At 55.6% G+C, this 17,003-nt stretch carries 13 protein-coding genes; 4 read left to right on the top strand and 9 right to left on the bottom strand.

What is annotated here, in order from left to right:
- Nucleotides 1-37: 37 nt before the first annotated feature.
- From BC777_RS02460 to BC777_RS02435, 6 genes are all read right to left on the bottom strand, one after another.
- The gene (locus BC777_RS02460) at nucleotides 38-805 is read right to left on the bottom strand and encodes an HpcH/HpaI aldolase family protein (RefSeq protein ID WP_100366575.1); all 768 of its coding nucleotides are present in this window, start codon (nucleotides 803-805) and stop codon (nucleotides 38-40) included.
- Nucleotides 806-886: 81 nt separating this feature from the next.
- Nucleotides 887-1,987: an ABC transporter ATP-binding protein gene (locus BC777_RS02455; protein WP_100366574.1), complete on the bottom strand. Its 1,101-nt coding sequence runs from the start codon at nucleotides 1,985-1,987 to the stop codon at nucleotides 887-889.
- Nucleotides 1,988-2,005: 18 nt separating this feature from the next.
- On the bottom strand, nucleotides 2,006-3,652 hold the full coding sequence (locus tag BC777_RS02450) for an alpha-amylase family glycosyl hydrolase (protein WP_375342411.1): 1,647 nt from the start codon (nucleotides 3,650-3,652) through the stop codon (nucleotides 2,006-2,008).
- 58 nt (nucleotides 3,653-3,710) lie between these two features.
- Nucleotides 3,711-4,868: a carbohydrate ABC transporter permease gene (locus tag BC777_RS02445; RefSeq protein ID WP_100366573.1), complete on the bottom strand. Its 1,158-nt coding sequence runs from the start codon at nucleotides 4,866-4,868 to the stop codon at nucleotides 3,711-3,713.
- A complete protein-coding gene (locus tag BC777_RS02440; RefSeq protein ID WP_100366572.1) occupies nucleotides 4,868-5,875 on the bottom strand; it encodes a carbohydrate ABC transporter permease in 1,008 nt (335 codons plus the stop codon). Before BC777_RS02440 ends, BC777_RS02445 begins: the two co-directional genes overlap by 1 nt.
- A 112-nt stretch (nucleotides 5,876-5,987) precedes the next feature.
- On the bottom strand, nucleotides 5,988-7,346 hold the full coding sequence (locus BC777_RS02435; RefSeq protein WP_100366571.1) for an ABC transporter substrate-binding protein: 1,359 nt from the start codon (nucleotides 7,344-7,346) through the stop codon (nucleotides 5,988-5,990).
- Between the two features lie 278 nt (nucleotides 7,347-7,624).
- On the opposite strand from BC777_RS02435, the gene BC777_RS02430 reads away from it, so the two are divergent.
- Genes BC777_RS02430 through BC777_RS02420 form a run of 3 tightly spaced genes read left to right on the top strand, consistent with a single transcriptional unit; the run spans nucleotide 7,625 to nucleotide 10,958 of the window.
- Nucleotides 7,625-8,656: a substrate-binding domain-containing protein gene (locus tag BC777_RS02430; RefSeq protein ID WP_100366570.1), complete on the top strand. Its 1,032-nt coding sequence runs from the start codon at nucleotides 7,625-7,627 to the stop codon at nucleotides 8,654-8,656.
- 2 nt (nucleotides 8,657-8,658) lie between these two features.
- The gene (locus tag BC777_RS02425; RefSeq protein WP_100366569.1) at nucleotides 8,659-9,981 is read left to right on the top strand and encodes a GH1 family beta-glucosidase; all 1,323 of its coding nucleotides are present in this window, start codon (nucleotides 8,659-8,661) and stop codon (nucleotides 9,979-9,981) included.
- Nucleotides 9,982-9,989: 8 nt separating this feature from the next.
- On the top strand, nucleotides 9,990-10,958 hold the full coding sequence (locus BC777_RS02420) for a glucokinase (protein WP_100366568.1): 969 nt from the start codon (nucleotides 9,990-9,992) through the stop codon (nucleotides 10,956-10,958).
- Nucleotides 10,959-10,962: 4 nt separating this feature from the next.
- On the opposite strand, the gene BC777_RS02415 is transcribed toward BC777_RS02420, so the two are convergent.
- The 3 genes from BC777_RS02415 to guaB all read right to left on the bottom strand — a co-directional run bounded on the left by BC777_RS02415 (nucleotide 10,963) and on the right by guaB (nucleotide 16,019).
- A complete protein-coding gene (locus BC777_RS02415; RefSeq protein ID WP_100367963.1) occupies nucleotides 10,963-13,215 on the bottom strand; it encodes a hybrid sensor histidine kinase/response regulator in 2,253 nt (750 codons plus the stop codon).
- A gap of 191 nt (nucleotides 13,216-13,406) precedes the next feature.
- A complete protein-coding gene (locus BC777_RS02410; RefSeq protein WP_100366567.1) occupies nucleotides 13,407-14,567 on the bottom strand; it encodes an RsmB/NOP family class I SAM-dependent RNA methyltransferase in 1,161 nt (386 codons plus the stop codon).
- Between the two features lie 3 nt (nucleotides 14,568-14,570).
- On the bottom strand, nucleotides 14,571-16,019 hold the full coding sequence (guaB, locus tag BC777_RS02405) for an IMP dehydrogenase (protein ID WP_100366566.1): 1,449 nt from the start codon (nucleotides 16,017-16,019) through the stop codon (nucleotides 14,571-14,573).
- A 254-nt stretch (nucleotides 16,020-16,273) separates the two neighbouring features.
- On the opposite strand from guaB, the gene BC777_RS02400 reads away from it, so the two are divergent.
- Nucleotides 16,274-16,921 carry a glutathione S-transferase family protein gene (locus tag BC777_RS02400; protein ID WP_100366565.1) on the top strand — a complete coding sequence of 216 codons (648 nt, stop codon included), beginning with the start codon at nucleotides 16,274-16,276 and terminating at the stop codon, nucleotides 16,919-16,921.
- Nucleotides 16,922-17,003 lie beyond the last annotated feature (82 nt).

The following is a 17,003-nucleotide window of genomic DNA, read 5'->3' as shown; positions in this document are numbered from 1 at the left end:
TTTCGAAAATCTGACCCACAATCTTGCAAGATTTTGACTACCTCGACACCCGCCCTGCAAGACCACGCAGGGCGGTGTTCAACACCACCATATCCCCGCCAACGCCAAGAAACGTCACACCTTTCTTGGCGTATTCATCAAATCGGGTTTCGTCAAAGGTGATGATCCCGGCAACCTTCCCAGCCGCAACGGTTCGCGCAATCAGATGATCAATGGCCTGTTCCACCTCAGGATGATCCGGCTGATCAGGATAACCCATATCGGCGGATAGGTCTGCCGGCCCGACAAACACCCCATCCACACCCTCGGTCGCGGCAATTGCATCAATGTTCGCGACCGCTGCGGTACTCTCTGCCTGCACCAGCAGACAGACTTGCTCATTCGCGTCTTGCGCATAATCTGCAACTGTCCCAAACCCCGTTGCCCGCGCCAGCACAGCCCCCATCCCACGATTACCCTGCGGTGGATAACGCATGGCACGCGCCATATCTTGCGCCATCCCAGCATCATCAATCATTGGCACAAGCACCGTCTGACAACCCAGATCAAGCACCTGCTTGACCATCCAAGCCTCGGCGTTGGGTATGCGCACAACCGCTGGTGTGCCGCTGACCGCAAGGGCTTGCAACTGTGGCAAGATATCCGACACTGTGTTCGGCCCGTGTTCGCCATCAATCAAGCACCAGTCAAACCCCGCATTCCCCGCCATTTCCGCCAAAATGCCTGTACCGGATGTCAGCCAAATTCCATGCTGCAACTGCCCTGCTAGCAGGGCTTTTTTGAGTATATTTTCCGGCGTTTGCATCGCATTCCTCCACATCGAAAACACATCGATGCGAACACATTGGCGCGGTACACGCAACGCGTTAAGCTGGAAATAAGCGCGTTATCGATAATACAGCGATTGTCCGTTGTGGAAAATCTGGACCTTCTCAGGTTTCGCTGTGAACTTCAGCTCTTTGCCGCGAATGTCGGTGTGAATACCCGGCAGTTTTGCAATCACAGTATCTGTGTCCTTGCTGCTGCTGGGTGGTTCAAAATACATCTGCGTGACCTCACCCAAGGCTTCGACAATCGATACCGTATCCTTGAATACATAAGCGTCATCGTCGGTCAGCACCATGTCTTCGGGTCGCACACCGATGTTGACCTTCAGCCCTATGTCAGAGGCCTCTGTCGGCACCATAGATTGTGCCGTACCACCATCATCCAGTTTGACCGTGGTGAGCGCACCCGTCTCGACAATTTCACCCGACAACAGGTTCATGGCTGGAGAGCCAATGAACTGAGCGACAAATTCATTCTCAGGGCGTTCGTAAAGCTCGAGTGGTGAGCCAACCTGCGCGATACCCTTATTTGCCAGAACCACGATGCGTGTGGCCAGTGTCATCGCCTCGACCTGATCGTGGGTGACGTAGATCATTGTGCTTTCCGGCATCGATTCCTTCAACTGCGCAATCTCGATCCGGGTGGCGACGCGCAAAGCCGCGTCGAGATTTGAGAGCGGTTCATCAAAAAGATACACCTTCGGGTCCCGCACAATCGACCGGCCAATCGCCACACGCTGGCGCTGACCACCTGACAGGGCCTTTGGCAGACGATCAAGATATTCGTCCAGTTGCAGAATTTTGGCGGCCCGGTTCACGGCCTCATCGATTTCAGCGGGGGATTTCTTCGCCAGCTTCAAAGCGAACGACATATTGTCGCGCACCGTCATATGCGGATAAAGCGCATAGGACTGGAACACCATGGCGATGCCACGCTGCGCGGGCGGCACGTCGTTCACGAGCGTGCCGTCAATCTCCAACGTCCCGCCTGTGATCTTTTCCAACCCCGCGATCATCCTCAAAAGCGTGGACTTACCGCAACCCGATGGCCCAACAAAAACGATCAATTCACCCTGTTTGATGTCGAGGTTGATGTTCTTGAGAACATCCACCGTGCCCCCATAGGTTTTGGCGACGTCCTTTAGTAACAGATCAGCCATGTCTCACTCCCCTTGAAATTATGACTTGAGCGCGAGGCAAACCTGCCATGGCCCAAGGTGCAGTCTTCCGTCTGCGGATGTATGTGCGCTGCCCAACTCGGCACCAATCGGTGTCCAGCTTCCCTTGGGCAGGTCAAAATCAGATGGTGTTTCACTGACATTGAAAGCACAAAAGATGGTCTGTGCCCCCTCAGTGCGGGTGAAATAAACGACATCGCCATTGGCCTGTACCCCGTCATGATCGCCCACGCTTAATGCAGGGTGCGTATGACGGAACGAAATCGCCTTGCGATAGTGATGTAACAGCGCACCGGGCTCATCCTCTTGCGCGGCGGCAGACATATGCAAATGCTCTGCGGCAACGGGCAACCAAGGCTTGTTGGTCGTGAAACCGCCGTTTTGGTTGCTCGCTTCCCACACCATTGGCGTGCGACAGCCATCGCGGCCTTTGAACTCTGGCCAGAACTCGATGCCGTAAGGGTCCTGCAGGTCTTCAAAGGCAACATCGGCCTCAGGCAACCCCAGCTCTTCCCCTTGATACAGGCAAACCGAGCCACGCAAACACATGATCAGGGTCGCAAACATGCGCTGTGCCGCAGGCGGTAAATCCCAGCGCGAGGCATGGCGCATGACATCATGGTTCGAGAATGCCCAGCACGCCCAGCCATCAGCGGCGACATCATCCACTCGCGCCATCACCTCTTTGATGCGTGCGGCGGTTGGTTGATCTTTGGACAGGAATTCAAAAGCATAGCACATCTGCATCAGATCATCGCCGGCGGTGTATTCGCCCATGATCTCCAGCCCCTTTTGAGCGTCACCCACCTCACCCACAGCGGCTGCACCATAGGGTTCCATGACCGCGCGGAGCTTGCGCAGGAATGCGAGGTTTTCTGGCTGGTTCTTGGAATAAAGATGTTCTTGGTGGTTATAGGGATTCACCGATGGCGCAATCGTCGCGTTCCGCTTTTCAGGCGGCAAGGCGGGGTTGTCGCGCAACTGCTTGTCATGGGTGTAGAAATTGATCGTATCCAGACGAAACCCATCACAGCCGCGGTTCAACCAAAAGCGTGCCACATCCAACAACGCCTCTTGCACCTGTGGTTCGTGGAAGTTCAGGTCAGGCTGGGATACAAGGAAGTTGTGCAGATAGTATTGCTCGCGCCGCGCGTCCCACTGCCAGGCTGATCCACCAAAGATCGACAGCCAGTTGTTGGGCGGCGTGCCATCGGGTTTCGGATCAGCCCAGACATACCAATTGGCCTTGTCATTGGTGCGGCTCGCACGGCTTTCGCCAAACCACGCGTGCTGATCGCTGGTGTGGCTCAGGACCAAGTCAATCATGACCCGGATGCCCAACCTGTGTGCCGTCTCAACCACCGCATCAAAATCAGCCAAAGAGCCAAACATCGGATCAACATCGCAGTAATCGCTGACGTCATACCCAAAGTCCTTCATCGGCGACATGAAGAAAGGCGAAATCCAGATCGCATCGACACCAAGCGAAGCAATGTACGGCAAGCGCTGGACGATCCCCAAAAGATCACCCACGCCGTCACCATTGCTGTCTTGAAAGCTGCGCGGATAGATCTGATAGATCACCGCACCACGCCACCAGTCTTTATTAATGGCCATCTCTGTATTTTTGGCGAGCGCCGTTGTCATCGTCGTAAATCCTAGGTTGGTTGCAACCTCAAAGGCGCGCTTTGAAGCTGCGGGTTACTTATTTCACCGAACCGGCCAACAGGCCGCGCACCAGATACTTTTGCATTGCAAAGAAAACCGCCAGCGGCACTGCGATAGATACGAAAGCCGAGGTCGCAAGTATCTCCCAGTCGCCACCGCGCGTGCCCAACAGTTCAACAATCTGCTTGGTCATCACTGTTGTCTGACCAGAGGCATCAATCAGAAACACCAGCGCCACCAACAGGTCATTCCACGTCCACAGGAACTGGAAGATCGCAAAAGAGGCCAGTGCCGGAAAGCTGAGCGGGAGGATGATCTTGGTAAAGATCTGGAAATCCGTTGCCCCATCCACCTTTGCGTTCTCAATGATATCACGCGGCAGTCCGACCATATAATTGCGCAAGAGGTAAATCGCCAAGGGCAGACCAAAACCGGTATGTGCAAGCCAGACCCCCAGATAGCCCTTCCCGATCCCAATCGCATTGTGCAGCGAAAGCAGCGGAATAAGCGCCAATTGCAGGGGCACGACCAACAGGCCCACGATGATCGCAATCAAAATCGCCCTGCCCGGAAAATCCATCCATGCCAGCGCATAGGCAGCAAAGGCCGCAATCAGAATGGGAATAATCGTCGCCGGTATCACCACTGTCAGCGTATTGAAGAACGCCTTGGCCATCCCTTCAGAGTTGTTTTCGTCAAAGAGAACGAAGTTATAATTCTCTAGCGTAAAGTCCGGTGGTGTGACCACATCAAGGAAGACGCGCTGCGCCCGGCCGCTGATCTGGTCGTCATTGCCTTCCCAGATATAAGCGCCGTCCGCTTGCAAAGTTAAGGTTTCACCATCACCCAGGTCAGCAGCCACGCCCGGTTCAAACTCACCCAACCGCCGGCTTGATGTGCCCCAGGCGTTCAACTCGCCCGCAAAGCCGGCGCCATCGAAGATGTTACCTTCCACCATGAAACGCCCGTTCCCCAAATCCACCCGATTATCATCGGGGTCAGCGACGCGGATTTGCATGGTCTGCTCTGCAGGGAACAGTGCTGACCACCATCCAGAGGCGGTGATTTGGTCACCTGTCCGGAAAGATGAAATCAGCAAACCAAGCGTTGGGAACAGCCAAAGCGCGACCAAAAGCACCACGGAAATGTTCAATGCCCAAACGACTGCGGGCTTTCTTCCTGCCATCGCATCCATCACTGCATCTCCTTACGCGCGTTGTAGACGTTCCAGACCAGGATCGGCGTCACCATCAACATGATGATCATGGCGCTGGCTGATCCCATCCCCCAATCGTTCGCACGGAACAGCTTGTCGTACATATAATTGGCCAAAACTTGCGTTTCCCACTGGCCATTGGTCATCGCAAACACGATGTCAAAGACCTTGAGCGTGGCAATCGTGATCGTCGTCCAGACCACCACGATGGTCGACATGATCTGCGGGATCTTGATTTTGAAGAAAATCTGGAACGGGTTCGCACCGTCAATGATCGCAGCCTCGACCGTTTCTTCCGGGATACCGCGCAAGGCGGCAGAAAGGATGACCATGGCGAAACCGGTTTGGATCCAGATCAGAACCGCCATCAGAAAGAAGTTGTTCCAGAACGGAATTTGCAACCATTGCCGCGGCGCATCACCCCCGAATGTCAGGTAAAGATGATTGAGGATACCGATCTGCGCCACATCTTCGGGACGGGCCTCGTAGATCAGTTTAAAGATCACGGCAGCACCGACAAAGGAAATCGCCATCGGCATAAAGACGATGGATTTGGCGATATTGCCCCAGCTGAGGCGGTCGGTCAGTTGGGCCGCCAACAAGCCAAAACCAGTCGCGGCGGCAGGCACGACAACCAGCCAAAGCACATTGTTGCGCAAAGCCTCCATGAACTTGGGCTCGGCAAACATCCGGGTGTAATTGTCGAAGCCAACGAAGGCGTATTCATTGCCCGGCAAACGCTCAAGAAAACTCAGGCGCAGGGTCGCGAAGACAGGGTATGCAAGGTAAAGCCCCAGCGCCAACAGGGCGGGCATCAGGAACAACCAAGGCCGGATCTGGTTGGCGCGGTTGATGTTGCGGCCAGCGTTGGGCCCTTCGGCCCTGAACAAAACCTTATCAAGAAACAGGTTCGCCCCATAAAAGTAGCCAACACAACCGCCGACCCCGATGATGATCGTGATTAATCCTTGTAGTGCCGGATTCATAGCGCCCTCCCCTTCGCGATGTATCTCTTACGGGCGTATGCCGCACCGTGGGTCAGTTCGGACGATCACCCGTCCGAACCACTGTTATATGAGATCAAATCTCAGGCGGCGCTTACTTCAGCGCGTCCCAGCTATCCTGAATGGCACCGGTGACATCTTCAGCGGATGCACCGCCGACAAAATCCACCATGCCGGTCCAGAACGTGCCCGCACCAATCGCACCCGGCATCAAGTCTGATGCGTCAAAGCGGAAGGTTGTGGCATTCAGAAGGATTTCACCCTGACCACGCAGGATGTCATCACCATAGGCTTCAAGGTTCACGCCAGAGTGTGGCGTCAGGAAACCAGTCTGCGCCATCATCACCTCGTGGGCAATGGGCTGCTGCAGGAACTCCATGAAGGCCATTGTTGCGTCAGAGGCATTTGTGACAGCCATCAACGTACCACCACCCAGAACCGGATTACCGAGGTCTTTTTCTGCAAAGGAGGGGAAGTAGAAGAAGTCTGCATCTTCACCCGGCACAACATCATCCGGGAAGAATGCTGTCGCAAAGGACGCCTGACGGTGCATGTAGCATTGTGGCGGCGATGAGAAGAGACCGGTTGGGCTGTCACGGAAATCAGTAGACCCAACGGCGGCAGAACCACCAGCAACCATATCGTCATTCTTGGCAAACATGCCGAATGTCTCAACCGCTTCGATCACGCGCGGATCGTTGAATGCGATCTCATTGGACACCCAGCCATCATAGACCTCGGGCGCTTGTGTGCGCAGCATGATGTCCTCAACCCAGTCGGTCGCGGGCCACCCCGTTGCCGCACCGGAACCCAGACCAATGCACCAAGGTGTTTCACCATCTTCGATGATCTGTTCCGACAATGCGATCAGGTCTTCCATTGTCTCAGGCACTTCATAGCCCGCATCTTCGAAGTTTTCTGGCGAATACCACACCAGCGATTTGACGTTCACGTTGTAGAAGAACCCGTAAAACTGATCATCGCCACTTGCGTCAGCATAGGTACCCAGATCAACCCAGGACTGGCCGGCGGCATAGTTGTCAGCCACCCAAGCGCCCATGTCATCGCCAAGCGGTGTCAGCAACCCCTGTGACGCCATTGTAGCCGCCAGGCCAGGCTGCGGGAACACGGCAACATTGGGGGCAGAGCCTGCTTCGGCATCAATCACGATCTGCTGCTCAAAACTATCAGACCCCGTGTAAGTGACGTTCGCTCCGGTTGCATCGCTGAAATAGGCCAGCATGGAACGGAAGATACCGTCCTCAGGCGACAGCCAAGGCCCAAAGATCGTGACATTCTGACCTGACAGATCCGGTGCAGTCGCGACCCATTCATTGTAGCTGTCCCAGCTAAAATCGCCCTCACCCGGCGTGAACGGAAGATGGCCGTCGGCACTTGCCGTGCCTGCGGTCAAGGCAACCGCTGCCACAGTGGCATACAGTTTCGTTTTCATTGATTTTCCTCCCAATCGCGCCGCGGTGGCGCGTCACTTTCGTTTGCACTTACGTGCATGTGTTTCTTCCCGCGCCAAGGAATCATCTACCCAAAGCGCTTTGAGTGACGGTACAGTCAGCGAAGTTAGCGTCGCTGTCAATACGGCTATGTTAGCGCTAAATATTTTCTTGGAATTCCCTAAAATCATGGTACTCAACTGTGGTTATTCGTGCGACGACCGTGTCGCGGGGATGCAGAAATTTCGTCTTACAGCGCTTTGGAAACACAGCTGAGTCCATGAATTTAAAAGAACTCTCGCAGAATCTCGGTCTTAGCCAAACCACCGTCAGCCGCGCTTTGAATGGTTATCCCGAGGTCAGCCCGGCCACACGCCGCCGCGTGGAAGAGGCCGCACGCACTTTCAACTACAGCCCCTCAACACGGGCCAAGGGGCTGGCCACAGGCAAAGCACTGGCGATCGGCCATGTGATCCCGATATCCAGCAAACACGAGATGGTTAATCCGATTTTTGGCGATTTTATCGCCGGTGCGGGCGAAACCTATGCGCGTCATGGCTATGAAATGATCCTCTCTATCGTTGATGACGCCAGCGAACGGCGCATCTACGAAGGGCTTAAGTCACGGCGTGCTGTGGATGGTGTCGTCGTACACGGGCCGCGCATGGACGATCCACGCATCGCCTTGTTGCAATCGCTGGATCTGCCTTTTGCGGTACATGGGCGCGCCTCTGGATATGACCAGCCCTATGCGTGGCTTGATGTGAACAACCGCCGGGCATTTGAGCGGGCAACAGATTTCCTGTTTGATCTTGGCCACCGCCGGATTGCCTTAATCAACGGACTGGAAGGGATGGATTTCGCGCACCGCAGACGCGAAGGGTACGCCGCCTCGCTGATGGCACATGATGGCGCACCTGATCCCGATCTGATGCGCTCTGGCGAAATGACGGAGGTGTTCGGCTACACATGCACGCGCGACATGCTGGCCCGCGACAATCCACCAACGGCAGTCTTATGTTCGTCGCTGATCTCGGCCTTGGGCGTGCGGCGCGCGATTGAGGAAAAGGGGTACGTCATGGGCAAGGATGTCTCTGTCGTCACGCATGACGATGCGCTGTCGTATCTGCAAAACGGTGGCGATGTGCCGATCTTTACGGCGACCCGGTCATCCGTGCGCGATGCGGGGCAGCAATTGGCCGAGATGCTTCTGGCGGCAATCGCGAACCCGCTCATGCCTCCGCAAACACGACTGCTTGAAGCGGAATTGATGGTCGGGTCATCCACCGGCCCTGCCCCCCGAAAGGACTGATCATGGATTTCAAACGATCCGACTTCCCCGAAAACTTTCTTTTTGGGGCTGCAACCGCTGCCTATCAGATTGAAGGGCATCAATTTGGTGGCGCAGGTCCGACACATTGGGATACATTCGCTGCTGGTCCCGGCAATGTGGTCCGCGCCGAAGATGGCGCAGTGGCCTGCGATCACTATCACCGCTTCGCCGAAGATCTCGATCTGCTCAAAGATGCCGGCATGGATGCCTATCGTTTCTCCACATCATGGGCGCGGGTAATGCCCGATGGGCGCACCCCCAACCCCGAAGGCCTTGATTTTTATGACCGTCTGGTTGACGCGATGCTGGAACGTGACTTGCAGCCCTTCCAAACGCTCTATCACTGGGAACTGCCTGCTGCGCTGGCCGATCAGGGCGGCTGGATGAACCGGGATACCTGCAACTATTTTGGTGATTTTACAGATGTGATCACCGACCGGATTGGCGACCGTGTTGCGGCGATTGCCACCATTAACGAACCATGGTGCATCTCATATCTGTCGCATTTCCTCGGCCATCACGCACCGGGGCTTAAGGATATTCGGGCGACGGCCCGCGCGATGCACCATATCAACCTGGCCCACGGTATCGCCATGACACGGCTGCGTGCAAAGGGCATGCAGAACTGCGGGATCGTACTGAACTTTGATCATACCGAACCGCAGGACAGTTCTGCAGCGGCGGCACAGGCCGCCACGACATGGGACGCCATCATGAACCGGTGGTTCATCGAAGCGATCACCAAAGGCATCTACCCGTCTGAGGCATTGACAGGGCTTGCCCCCCACATGCCCAAAGGCTGGGAAGATGACATGGCTGAGATCAGTCAGCCCATCGACTATCTTGGTGTGAATTACTACACCCGGCATAAAATAATGGCCAATAAAGCAGCCGTGTGGCCGCATTTGATGTCCGAGGAAGGCCCCGGCGACAAAACGCAAATGGGATGGGAGATTTACCCCGATGGCCTCCGCACGTTCCTAACCCGGCTGTCGCGCGATTACATCGGAGATATGCCCATTTATGTAACTGAAAACGGCATGGCTTGGGATGATCAGGTTGAAAACGGGGCAGTCTATGATCCCGAACGGATGAAATTCGTCTCGGATCATATGCTTGCCACCCAACAGGCCATTGCAGAGGGCGCAAATGTGCAGGGGTTCTTTTATTGGTCGCTTCTGGACAACTACGAATGGGCCTTTGGCTATGAAAAGCGGTTCGGGATGATCCATGTCGATTTTGAAACCTTGAAGCGGACGCCTAAAGCATCTTATCACGCGCTCAAATCGGCGATCGCGCAGTAAGGACGGCAATGGGACATCCTGACAACATATATTCCCTGGTCGCCGATATCGGCGGAACCAACACGCGTGTGGCCTTGGCTGATGGGCAGCGCATTGTCAGCGGCACGATCCGGCGCTATCGCAACACCGCGTTTGCAGGGCTCGAATCCGTTCTGACACGTTATATCGCCGATGAAGGGGGCGTTGATCCTATTGCTGCATGTGTCGCCGTTGCAGGCCCCGTGCGCGATGGCCGGGCGACGATGACCAACCTTGATTGGACCATTGACAAAGACACGCTCGCGCGGGCGACCAAGGCGGAAACGGTTGCGATCCTGAATGATCTGCAGGCGCAGGGATACGCGCTGGGACATATCGACGATGCCAATATCCGATGTATTCTGCCCGGCCCGACCGGTGATGCGAAAGCGACGAAATTAGTTGTCGGCATAGGCACCGGGTTCAATGCCGCGCCGGTCTATGACCTCGAACATGGTCGCATTGTCACCCCTTCCGAAAGCGGGCACGCAAACCTGCCGATCCGCAATGAATTGGAACTGCGGCTGTGCCAATTTGTGTCAACGGCACATGGATTTCCCGCCGTCGAAGACGTGCTATCGGGACGCGGGCTGGAACGCGTCTATGCGTTTCTGGGTCAAGAAGCTGGCGATCCGCGCGAATGCGCGGCAAAAGACATCATGGCGGCCTGCGCAGACGGATCAGACCAGCGCGCCGCGGCGGCTGCACAACTGTTCACCCGCATATTGGGCACCGTCTGCGGAAACCTGTCGTTGATCCAACTGCCGTTCGGCGGCGTTTATTTGGCAGGCGGTGTCGCGCGCGCCTTTGCCCCTCACCTCAATCACTTTGGTTTCGCAGAGGCCTTTCGCGATAAGGGCCGCTTTGCGGGGTTCATGGGCAATTTCGCCGTTCACGTCATCGAAGATGACTATGCCGCACTGACCGGGTCTGCGGCACATCTGGCCGGGTTAAGCTAACCCATCAGGCTGTCGCCACCTTGTCAGTCGGTGCAAGCAATTGATCCTGCACTGTATCTGTCAAATCCTTCAGCGAAAACGGCTTGGGCAAGAAGGCGGCCCCAACAACCTCTGGTTGGCCATCATCAAAGGCATCTTCAGGATAGCCTGATACGAAAACGACCTTTGTGTCAGGACGTGACTGTAGCGCCTGACGTACCCAAGTTGGCCCATCAAGGCCCGGCATAATCACGTCAGTGACAAAAATATCGACGTGCAAATCTTCGTTCTCCAGCATCTCCAGCGCAGCCTCTGCATGATCGGCTTCAAGCACGGTATAGCCCCGCAAACGTAGTGCGCGTGTTGCAAACGCCCTCACAGGGGCTTCGTCTTCAACCAGCAGAACAACGCCCTCGGCACTTGTTTTGATACGGGGCGATGTGACGACTGTCGGCTTTGGCACTGGGCTTTCCTTTGCCATATGGCGTGGGAAAAACAGTGAAAACGTCGTACCTTCGCCCACCACGGTATCCACGAAAATGAACCCGCCCGTCTGCTTGACGATACCATAAGCCGTCGACAGACCCAGCCCCGTCCCCTCACCGGTGCGTTTGGTGGTAAAGAAAGGCTCAAATATCTTGCCCAGCTTGTCGGCTGAAATACCCTGCCCTTTGTCGATCACCTTCACGAGGACATATTCACCCGCAGGCACAGTCGCCCGGTCACGGTGCATTGCCTTGGTTAGTTTCGTATTCTTGGTCAACACACGGATTTCGCCCGCGCCCTGCATGGCGTCGCGTGCATTGACCACAAGGTTCATCAACACCTGTTCCAACTGGCGTTTATCTGCCTTGATATGCGCCAATTGCGGGTCATGATCGAGCGTGAGGGTCACCTTTTCACCAACCAAACGGTTCAACAGATGGGTCAGGTCCGACAGCGTGTCGCGCAGATCAATCGTTTCCAGTTGCAGGTTCTGCTTGCGCGAAAAAGCAAGCAGTTGCCCCACAAGGCTGGCGGCACGGTTGGTATTCTGATGAATCTGGATCAAGTCACCATAGTCCTGATCATGTTCGTCATGATTACAGAGCAATAGTTCACAGTGGCCGGAAATTGCCGTAAGCAGATTATTGAAATCATGCGCGACACCACCTGCCAATTGCCCAATCGCCTGCATCTTTTGGCTTTGGACAAACTGTAATTCCAACGACCGCAATTCGGTCACATCGTTCAACACAGCGATCAGATGCAAATCATCGGGCGCGCCGGCCGTGTTCAGTGTCACCTGCACAAAGGTATCTTGTTTTTTGCCACGTCCATTCAAAAACTGCGACACATTTCCCGAATGCCCGCTGAGCGCCTCCGACAGCCAGTCATTGATAGGACGCCCCGGATCATTCAGCACATCTGCCAAATGTCGTCCTTTGGTCGATGTGATGTTCAGCAATTGGCGGGCTTCGCGGTTTGCCCCAAGAAGAGCACCATCCTGTGCCACCTTCAACAACGGCACCGGCAAATCCTCAATCGCGTCCCACCCGGCCTCCAACTGCGGTGGCATCAGCGATGCGCCAGCACCCGGCAGCAGATAGATATCCCGCGTATCGTCTTTCCCTTCAATAATCGCCACCACAACAGGAATAGGACCATCCATACCACGTAAACTGTGCACCTGCCCGCTGCGCAGCGGCAAATCTTCGAATGCTTCGTCCAAGGATCGAACAGGAAAGCCAACGCGGGCGCGAAACAGATCCGTCATACCAAGAACACGACCATCCGAGGCAACCGTCATCATCGGAAAAGCACGGTGGTGCCGGTATTTTCCTCCAACGGCACCGCTGTAGCTGAGGTCATCAAGCCACCACATATGGCAGTCATCACCCATAATCAGCAAACGCAGCCGAAAGTGCCCACCGCGCGTGACGATATCTTCGGTCTGCGCCCCGGTTTCTTGCCCTTGCGAAACGACCTGAGACAAAACGCTGGCGGGGTTGGCCAACATCACCTCAAACACAGCTGCAAGGCTCCGGCCCTGCGCCTCACCAAAACGGTCTTTGGCGCCAGCATTGGCAAATTGAACAACGCCTGCCCGATCGGTCACAAAACCAACGCCGACATCATGTGCGATCATGCGTCTTGCGGTTTCCCACACACGCATGTTGTGCTGCTCGGCTCCGAAACCAGATGTTTTCAAGAACCCCGCAAGACAGATCAAAATACCGCCACAGATGGTAAAACCATACTGCATGGAAGCCAGTGGCAGGAAAACCGCGATCGCCATACATAGCACACCGGCAGACAATAGATGCAAGATCGAAGGGGTCTTATGAGGTACCGAAGAAGATTGCATTTCAAATGATTGGTCAAATGGCACTAACAACACCTCACTACACGCAGGCGGACCTTAATTGCTTCTTTCTTAACGTCCGTTAAACACAGATATCAAAGTTTTGAAAACAATTCTAGGTTGCATTACGGATACATAAGGACGCAGGTATAAAACCCATCACCATGCGCATCTGGCAAGCGTTGGTTGTCTCGCACGATCTGCCAACCGGGGTTTCGAAAACAGAAGCTTTGCACAATATTTCGGTTTTCGTCCGCAAGTACGGAACAGGTCGCATAAACCAAGATGCCACCTGATGCGACTGATTGCGCAGCCCCGTGCAGTGCCTCGGCCTGCGATTGCATCAACCCGTGCAAAATATCAGCGTTCAAACGCCATTTTGCATCGGGCGTGCGCCGCCAAGTCCCGCTTCCGCTGCAAGGCGCATCGCAAAAGACGACATCAAATTTGGGGTGATCGGCCAAGGCATGCGTCGGCAAAATCGTGATCTTCACCCCTGCCCGTTTAGCGCGCGTCGGTAGGTCGCGCAGGCGTTGCGGCGCGATATCATGGGCAAATACGGTTGCATCATGGATATCGGCAAAGGCCAGCGCCTTGCCCCCGCCGCCGGCACAATAATCCAGCACCCGCGCGTCAGTCGGAACCGGCGTGTTGCGCACCGCCTCCTGCGAGGCTGCATCCTGAAGCTCAACCAGCCCTGTCAAATAAGCTGCGCTGGTTTTTATACGGCGCGGGTTTGTCGTCACACGCAGGCATCCCGGCGCCGTAGGATACGCAACGACACCAATTGTATCCTGTGCCAAAGCCTGCGTCGCTTGAGCGACCGTCGCCTTATTGCCGTTTACACGTAAAAACACCGCGGCGCGGCCTTGTTGGGTGATCGCAGCAGCCTCGGCCTGATCGCCCAAACTGTACTGCCACAGCGGCCAAAGCCACTCTGGCACATCACAACGCGCAGCATCTGACAACTGTAAAGGTACGGCAAGCGCATCGTGTTCCTCTGCACTCAGGGGCGCGGCTGCGTGGCCATCACCGGAAAATAACGCTGCGATATCCCAGCCCTCACGCAGCGCCAAACGCTGCATGAGACTGCGCCCGGACCCATCGCCCAAAGACCGTTTTGCGCGCAACACATCAAACACATGGTCGCGGACAGCAGCGCGATCCTTTGATCCGGCATAGCGGCTGCCCCGCGCCCAAGCGGTCAGCGCCTGTTCGGCTGCCGCCCCGCCTTGAATTTCATCAAGCACCGCAATTGCGGCCGCCACACGCGCGCCCGGTGTCATGGCCTAGCCGACCCGGTAATTCGGGCTTTCGCGGGTGATCTGCACGTCATGGACGTGGCTTTCTTTCAGGCCAGCACCGGTGATCTTTACGAAGTTGCAGTTCTTGCGCATCTCATCGACGGTCGCACAGCCCGTGTAGCCCATCGCCGCACGCAAACCGCCAACTAGCTGGTGCACAACAGCATGGGCCGAGCCTTTGTAAGGCACCTGCCCCTCAATCCCTTCAGGCACCAATTTGTCACTGGCGGCTTCTTTCTGGAAATACCGATCAGCCGACCCGCTGGCCATCGCCCCAAGGCTGCCCATGCCACGGTAGGATTTGAACGACCGGCCCTGATACAAGATCACCTCACCGGGGCTTTCATCGGTGCCCGCGATCATCGAGCCGACCATGGCACAGGACGCACCCGCCGCAATCGCCTTGGCGAAATCGCCGGAAAACTTGATACCGCCATCCGCAATCACTGGCACATCACCTGCACCAGCGGCGCAATCCATAATAGCCGTCAGCTGCGGCACGCCCACACCAGCGACCATGCGGGTGGTACAGATGGAACCCGGCCCAATGCCCACTTTCACCGCATCCGCACCCGCACCGATCAGTGCCTTGGCCGCTTCACCCGTTGCGATGTTACCCGCCACGATCTGTACTTCGTTCGACAGCTTCTTGGCCCGCTCAACCGCTTTGGCCACACCTTCGGAATGGCCATGAGCGGTATCAATCACAATCATATCGACACCGGCATCCACCAGTGCTTCGGCACGCTCAAAACCGCTGTCACCCACCCCAGAAGCCGCGGCAGCACGCAAACGGCCCAGACCATCCTTACACGCCATCGGGTTCAAAACAGCCTGCTCGCTATCCTTGAGGGTCAAAAGACCGGTCAGCTTGCCGTCACCGTCCGTGATCAGCAGCTTTTCAATCCGGCGGGCCTGCATCAGAGACCGCGCTTCATCAAGATCCGCAGGCTCTTGCAGCATGGCCAGATTATCGGTGGTCATCATCACGCTGACAGGCGTGTTGTCATCCTGCGCAAAACGCATATCGCGATTGGTGACAATTCCCACGACCTTGCCATCCGGGCCAACCACAGGAAAACCAGTGATCCGGTAACGATCCATCAAAGCTTTGGCATCGGCTAGCGTTTGATCAGCCCGCAAGGTGACGGGGTTGTAAACCGTGCCCGAAACAAAACGTTTCACCCGGCGGATTTCCTTGGCCTGTTCTTCGATATTGAGGTTCTTGTGCACCACACCAATGCCACCAGCCTGCGCCATTGCGATGGCCATACGACCCTCGGTGACGGTGTCCATCGCGCTGGACAAAAGCGGGATGTTCATTGCAATTGATTTGGTGACGCGTGTGCTGGTATCGGCCGTTGATGGCAGCACACTGGATGCCCCGGGCACCAGCAGAACATCATCAAAGGTGAGTGCCTCGCGAATCTCCATCAACCAGTCTCCTTTGTCGTGGTATCGTTGGCACGTCGCTATCGCATGGATGCGGGGTAACGGAAAGGGGTAACTGTGGCAGCAGCAGAACACCAAGTCCTTGACGAAGCGTGATTGGCCGGCTTGCGGACGAAGCTCTGTTGGAGTTCCCGTGTCGAATGACCGGTTCAGCGCCTTGCTTGCTTGAAAAGCGGGCTTTCTCGGCGCAGGGTTTGGCAAGGCCATAGAAACTTCAGAATTGAGCAACCATTGGCATGATCCTCTATACATCTGAATTTTGCCCGTTCTGTCATTCATGCCGCTTGGTGTTAGAGCTGAAAGCACTCGAACATGACGCCATTCCACTTGACCTGGAACACAAAGCAGCTTTCCCTGAAAAGCTTTCCCCTTATCGACATGTCCCAGTCCTGGTGCATCAACGGCATCGGATCTTTGAGAGCGCAATCATTAATGAATACCTAGAGGAGGTTTTCCCCGAAAATTCGTTATTGCCTAGCGACCCTGCAGAGAAAGCAAATGTTCGTTTTTGGGTCGATTTTGTACACGCGAGATTGGTTTCAGCCTATTTCAATCTCATGAACAGCGATGACCCCGCTCAGTGGCCTGAGCTGAACCACAAGCTTGGCAATTGGTTCCGCTTCATCGAGACAAGGGCCTTCAGGAAAATCTGGGTTTCTGGTGAGAGCATCAGTCTCGCGGATGTCAGCCTTTATCCGTGGATCGAAAGATTTATATCGGCAGAACGCTATCGCGGTGGATCTATTCCAGATGACTGTTCGAACATCCGAGCATGGGTCGAGGCGATGAAGGCGACCCCAGCTGTTGCAGCATGTGCAAAGACCGAACGACAATACATAGCGTTCTTTGATCGTTATTGGACGCCTATTCAAGCAGGTAACTGACATTCGCCGTACCGCAGAAAACAGGTAGTTTGGGCCCCAAGCAGACCTCTAATCGTCATAACGTAATGCCGCTGCTCATAGT

Origin of the sequence: Yoonia maricola (assembly GCF_002797915.1) — a bacterium.
GTDB classification, from domain to species: domain Bacteria; phylum Pseudomonadota; class Alphaproteobacteria; order Rhodobacterales; family Rhodobacteraceae; genus Yoonia; species Yoonia maricola.
The sequence above is the reverse complement of the archived record's forward strand: the minus strand, read 5'-3'. Positions and strand labels throughout refer to the sequence as shown.

Coding starts and splice junctions, on each gene's coding strand:
- BC777_RS02460 (WP_100366575.1), bottom strand. CDS start 805: ATGCAAACGCCGGAAAATATACTCAAAAAAGCCCTGCTAGCAGGGCAG.
- BC777_RS02455 (WP_100366574.1), bottom strand. CDS start 1,987: ATGGCTGATCTGTTACTAAAGGACGTCGCCAAAACCTATGGGGGCACG.
- BC777_RS02450 (WP_375342411.1), bottom strand. CDS start 3,652: ATGACAACGGCGCTCGCCAAAAATACAGAGATGGCCATTAATAAAGAC.
- BC777_RS02445 (WP_100366573.1), bottom strand. CDS start 4,868: ATGGATGCGATGGCAGGAAGAAAGCCCGCAGTCGTTTGGGCATTGAAC.
- BC777_RS02440 (WP_100366572.1), bottom strand. CDS start 5,875: ATGAATCCGGCACTACAAGGATTAATCACGATCATCATCGGGGTCGGC.
- BC777_RS02435 (WP_100366571.1), bottom strand. CDS start 7,346: ATGAAAACGAAACTGTATGCCACTGTGGCAGCGGTTGCCTTGACCGCA.
- BC777_RS02430 (WP_100366570.1), top strand. CDS start 7,625: ATGAATTTAAAAGAACTCTCGCAGAATCTCGGTCTTAGCCAAACCACC.
- BC777_RS02425 (WP_100366569.1), top strand. CDS start 8,659: ATGGATTTCAAACGATCCGACTTCCCCGAAAACTTTCTTTTTGGGGCT.
- BC777_RS02420 (WP_100366568.1), top strand. CDS start 9,990: ATGGGACATCCTGACAACATATATTCCCTGGTCGCCGATATCGGCGGA.
- BC777_RS02415 (WP_100367963.1), bottom strand. CDS start 13,215: ATGGCGATCGCGGTTTTCCTGCCACTGGCTTCCATGCAGTATGGTTTT.
- BC777_RS02410 (WP_100366567.1), bottom strand. CDS start 14,567: ATGACACCGGGCGCGCGTGTGGCGGCCGCAATTGCGGTGCTTGATGAA.
- guaB (WP_100366566.1), bottom strand. CDS start 16,019: ATGGAGATTCGCGAGGCACTCACCTTTGATGATGTTCTGCTGGTGCCC.
- BC777_RS02400 (WP_100366565.1), top strand. CDS start 16,274: ATGATCCTCTATACATCTGAATTTTGCCCGTTCTGTCATTCATGCCGC.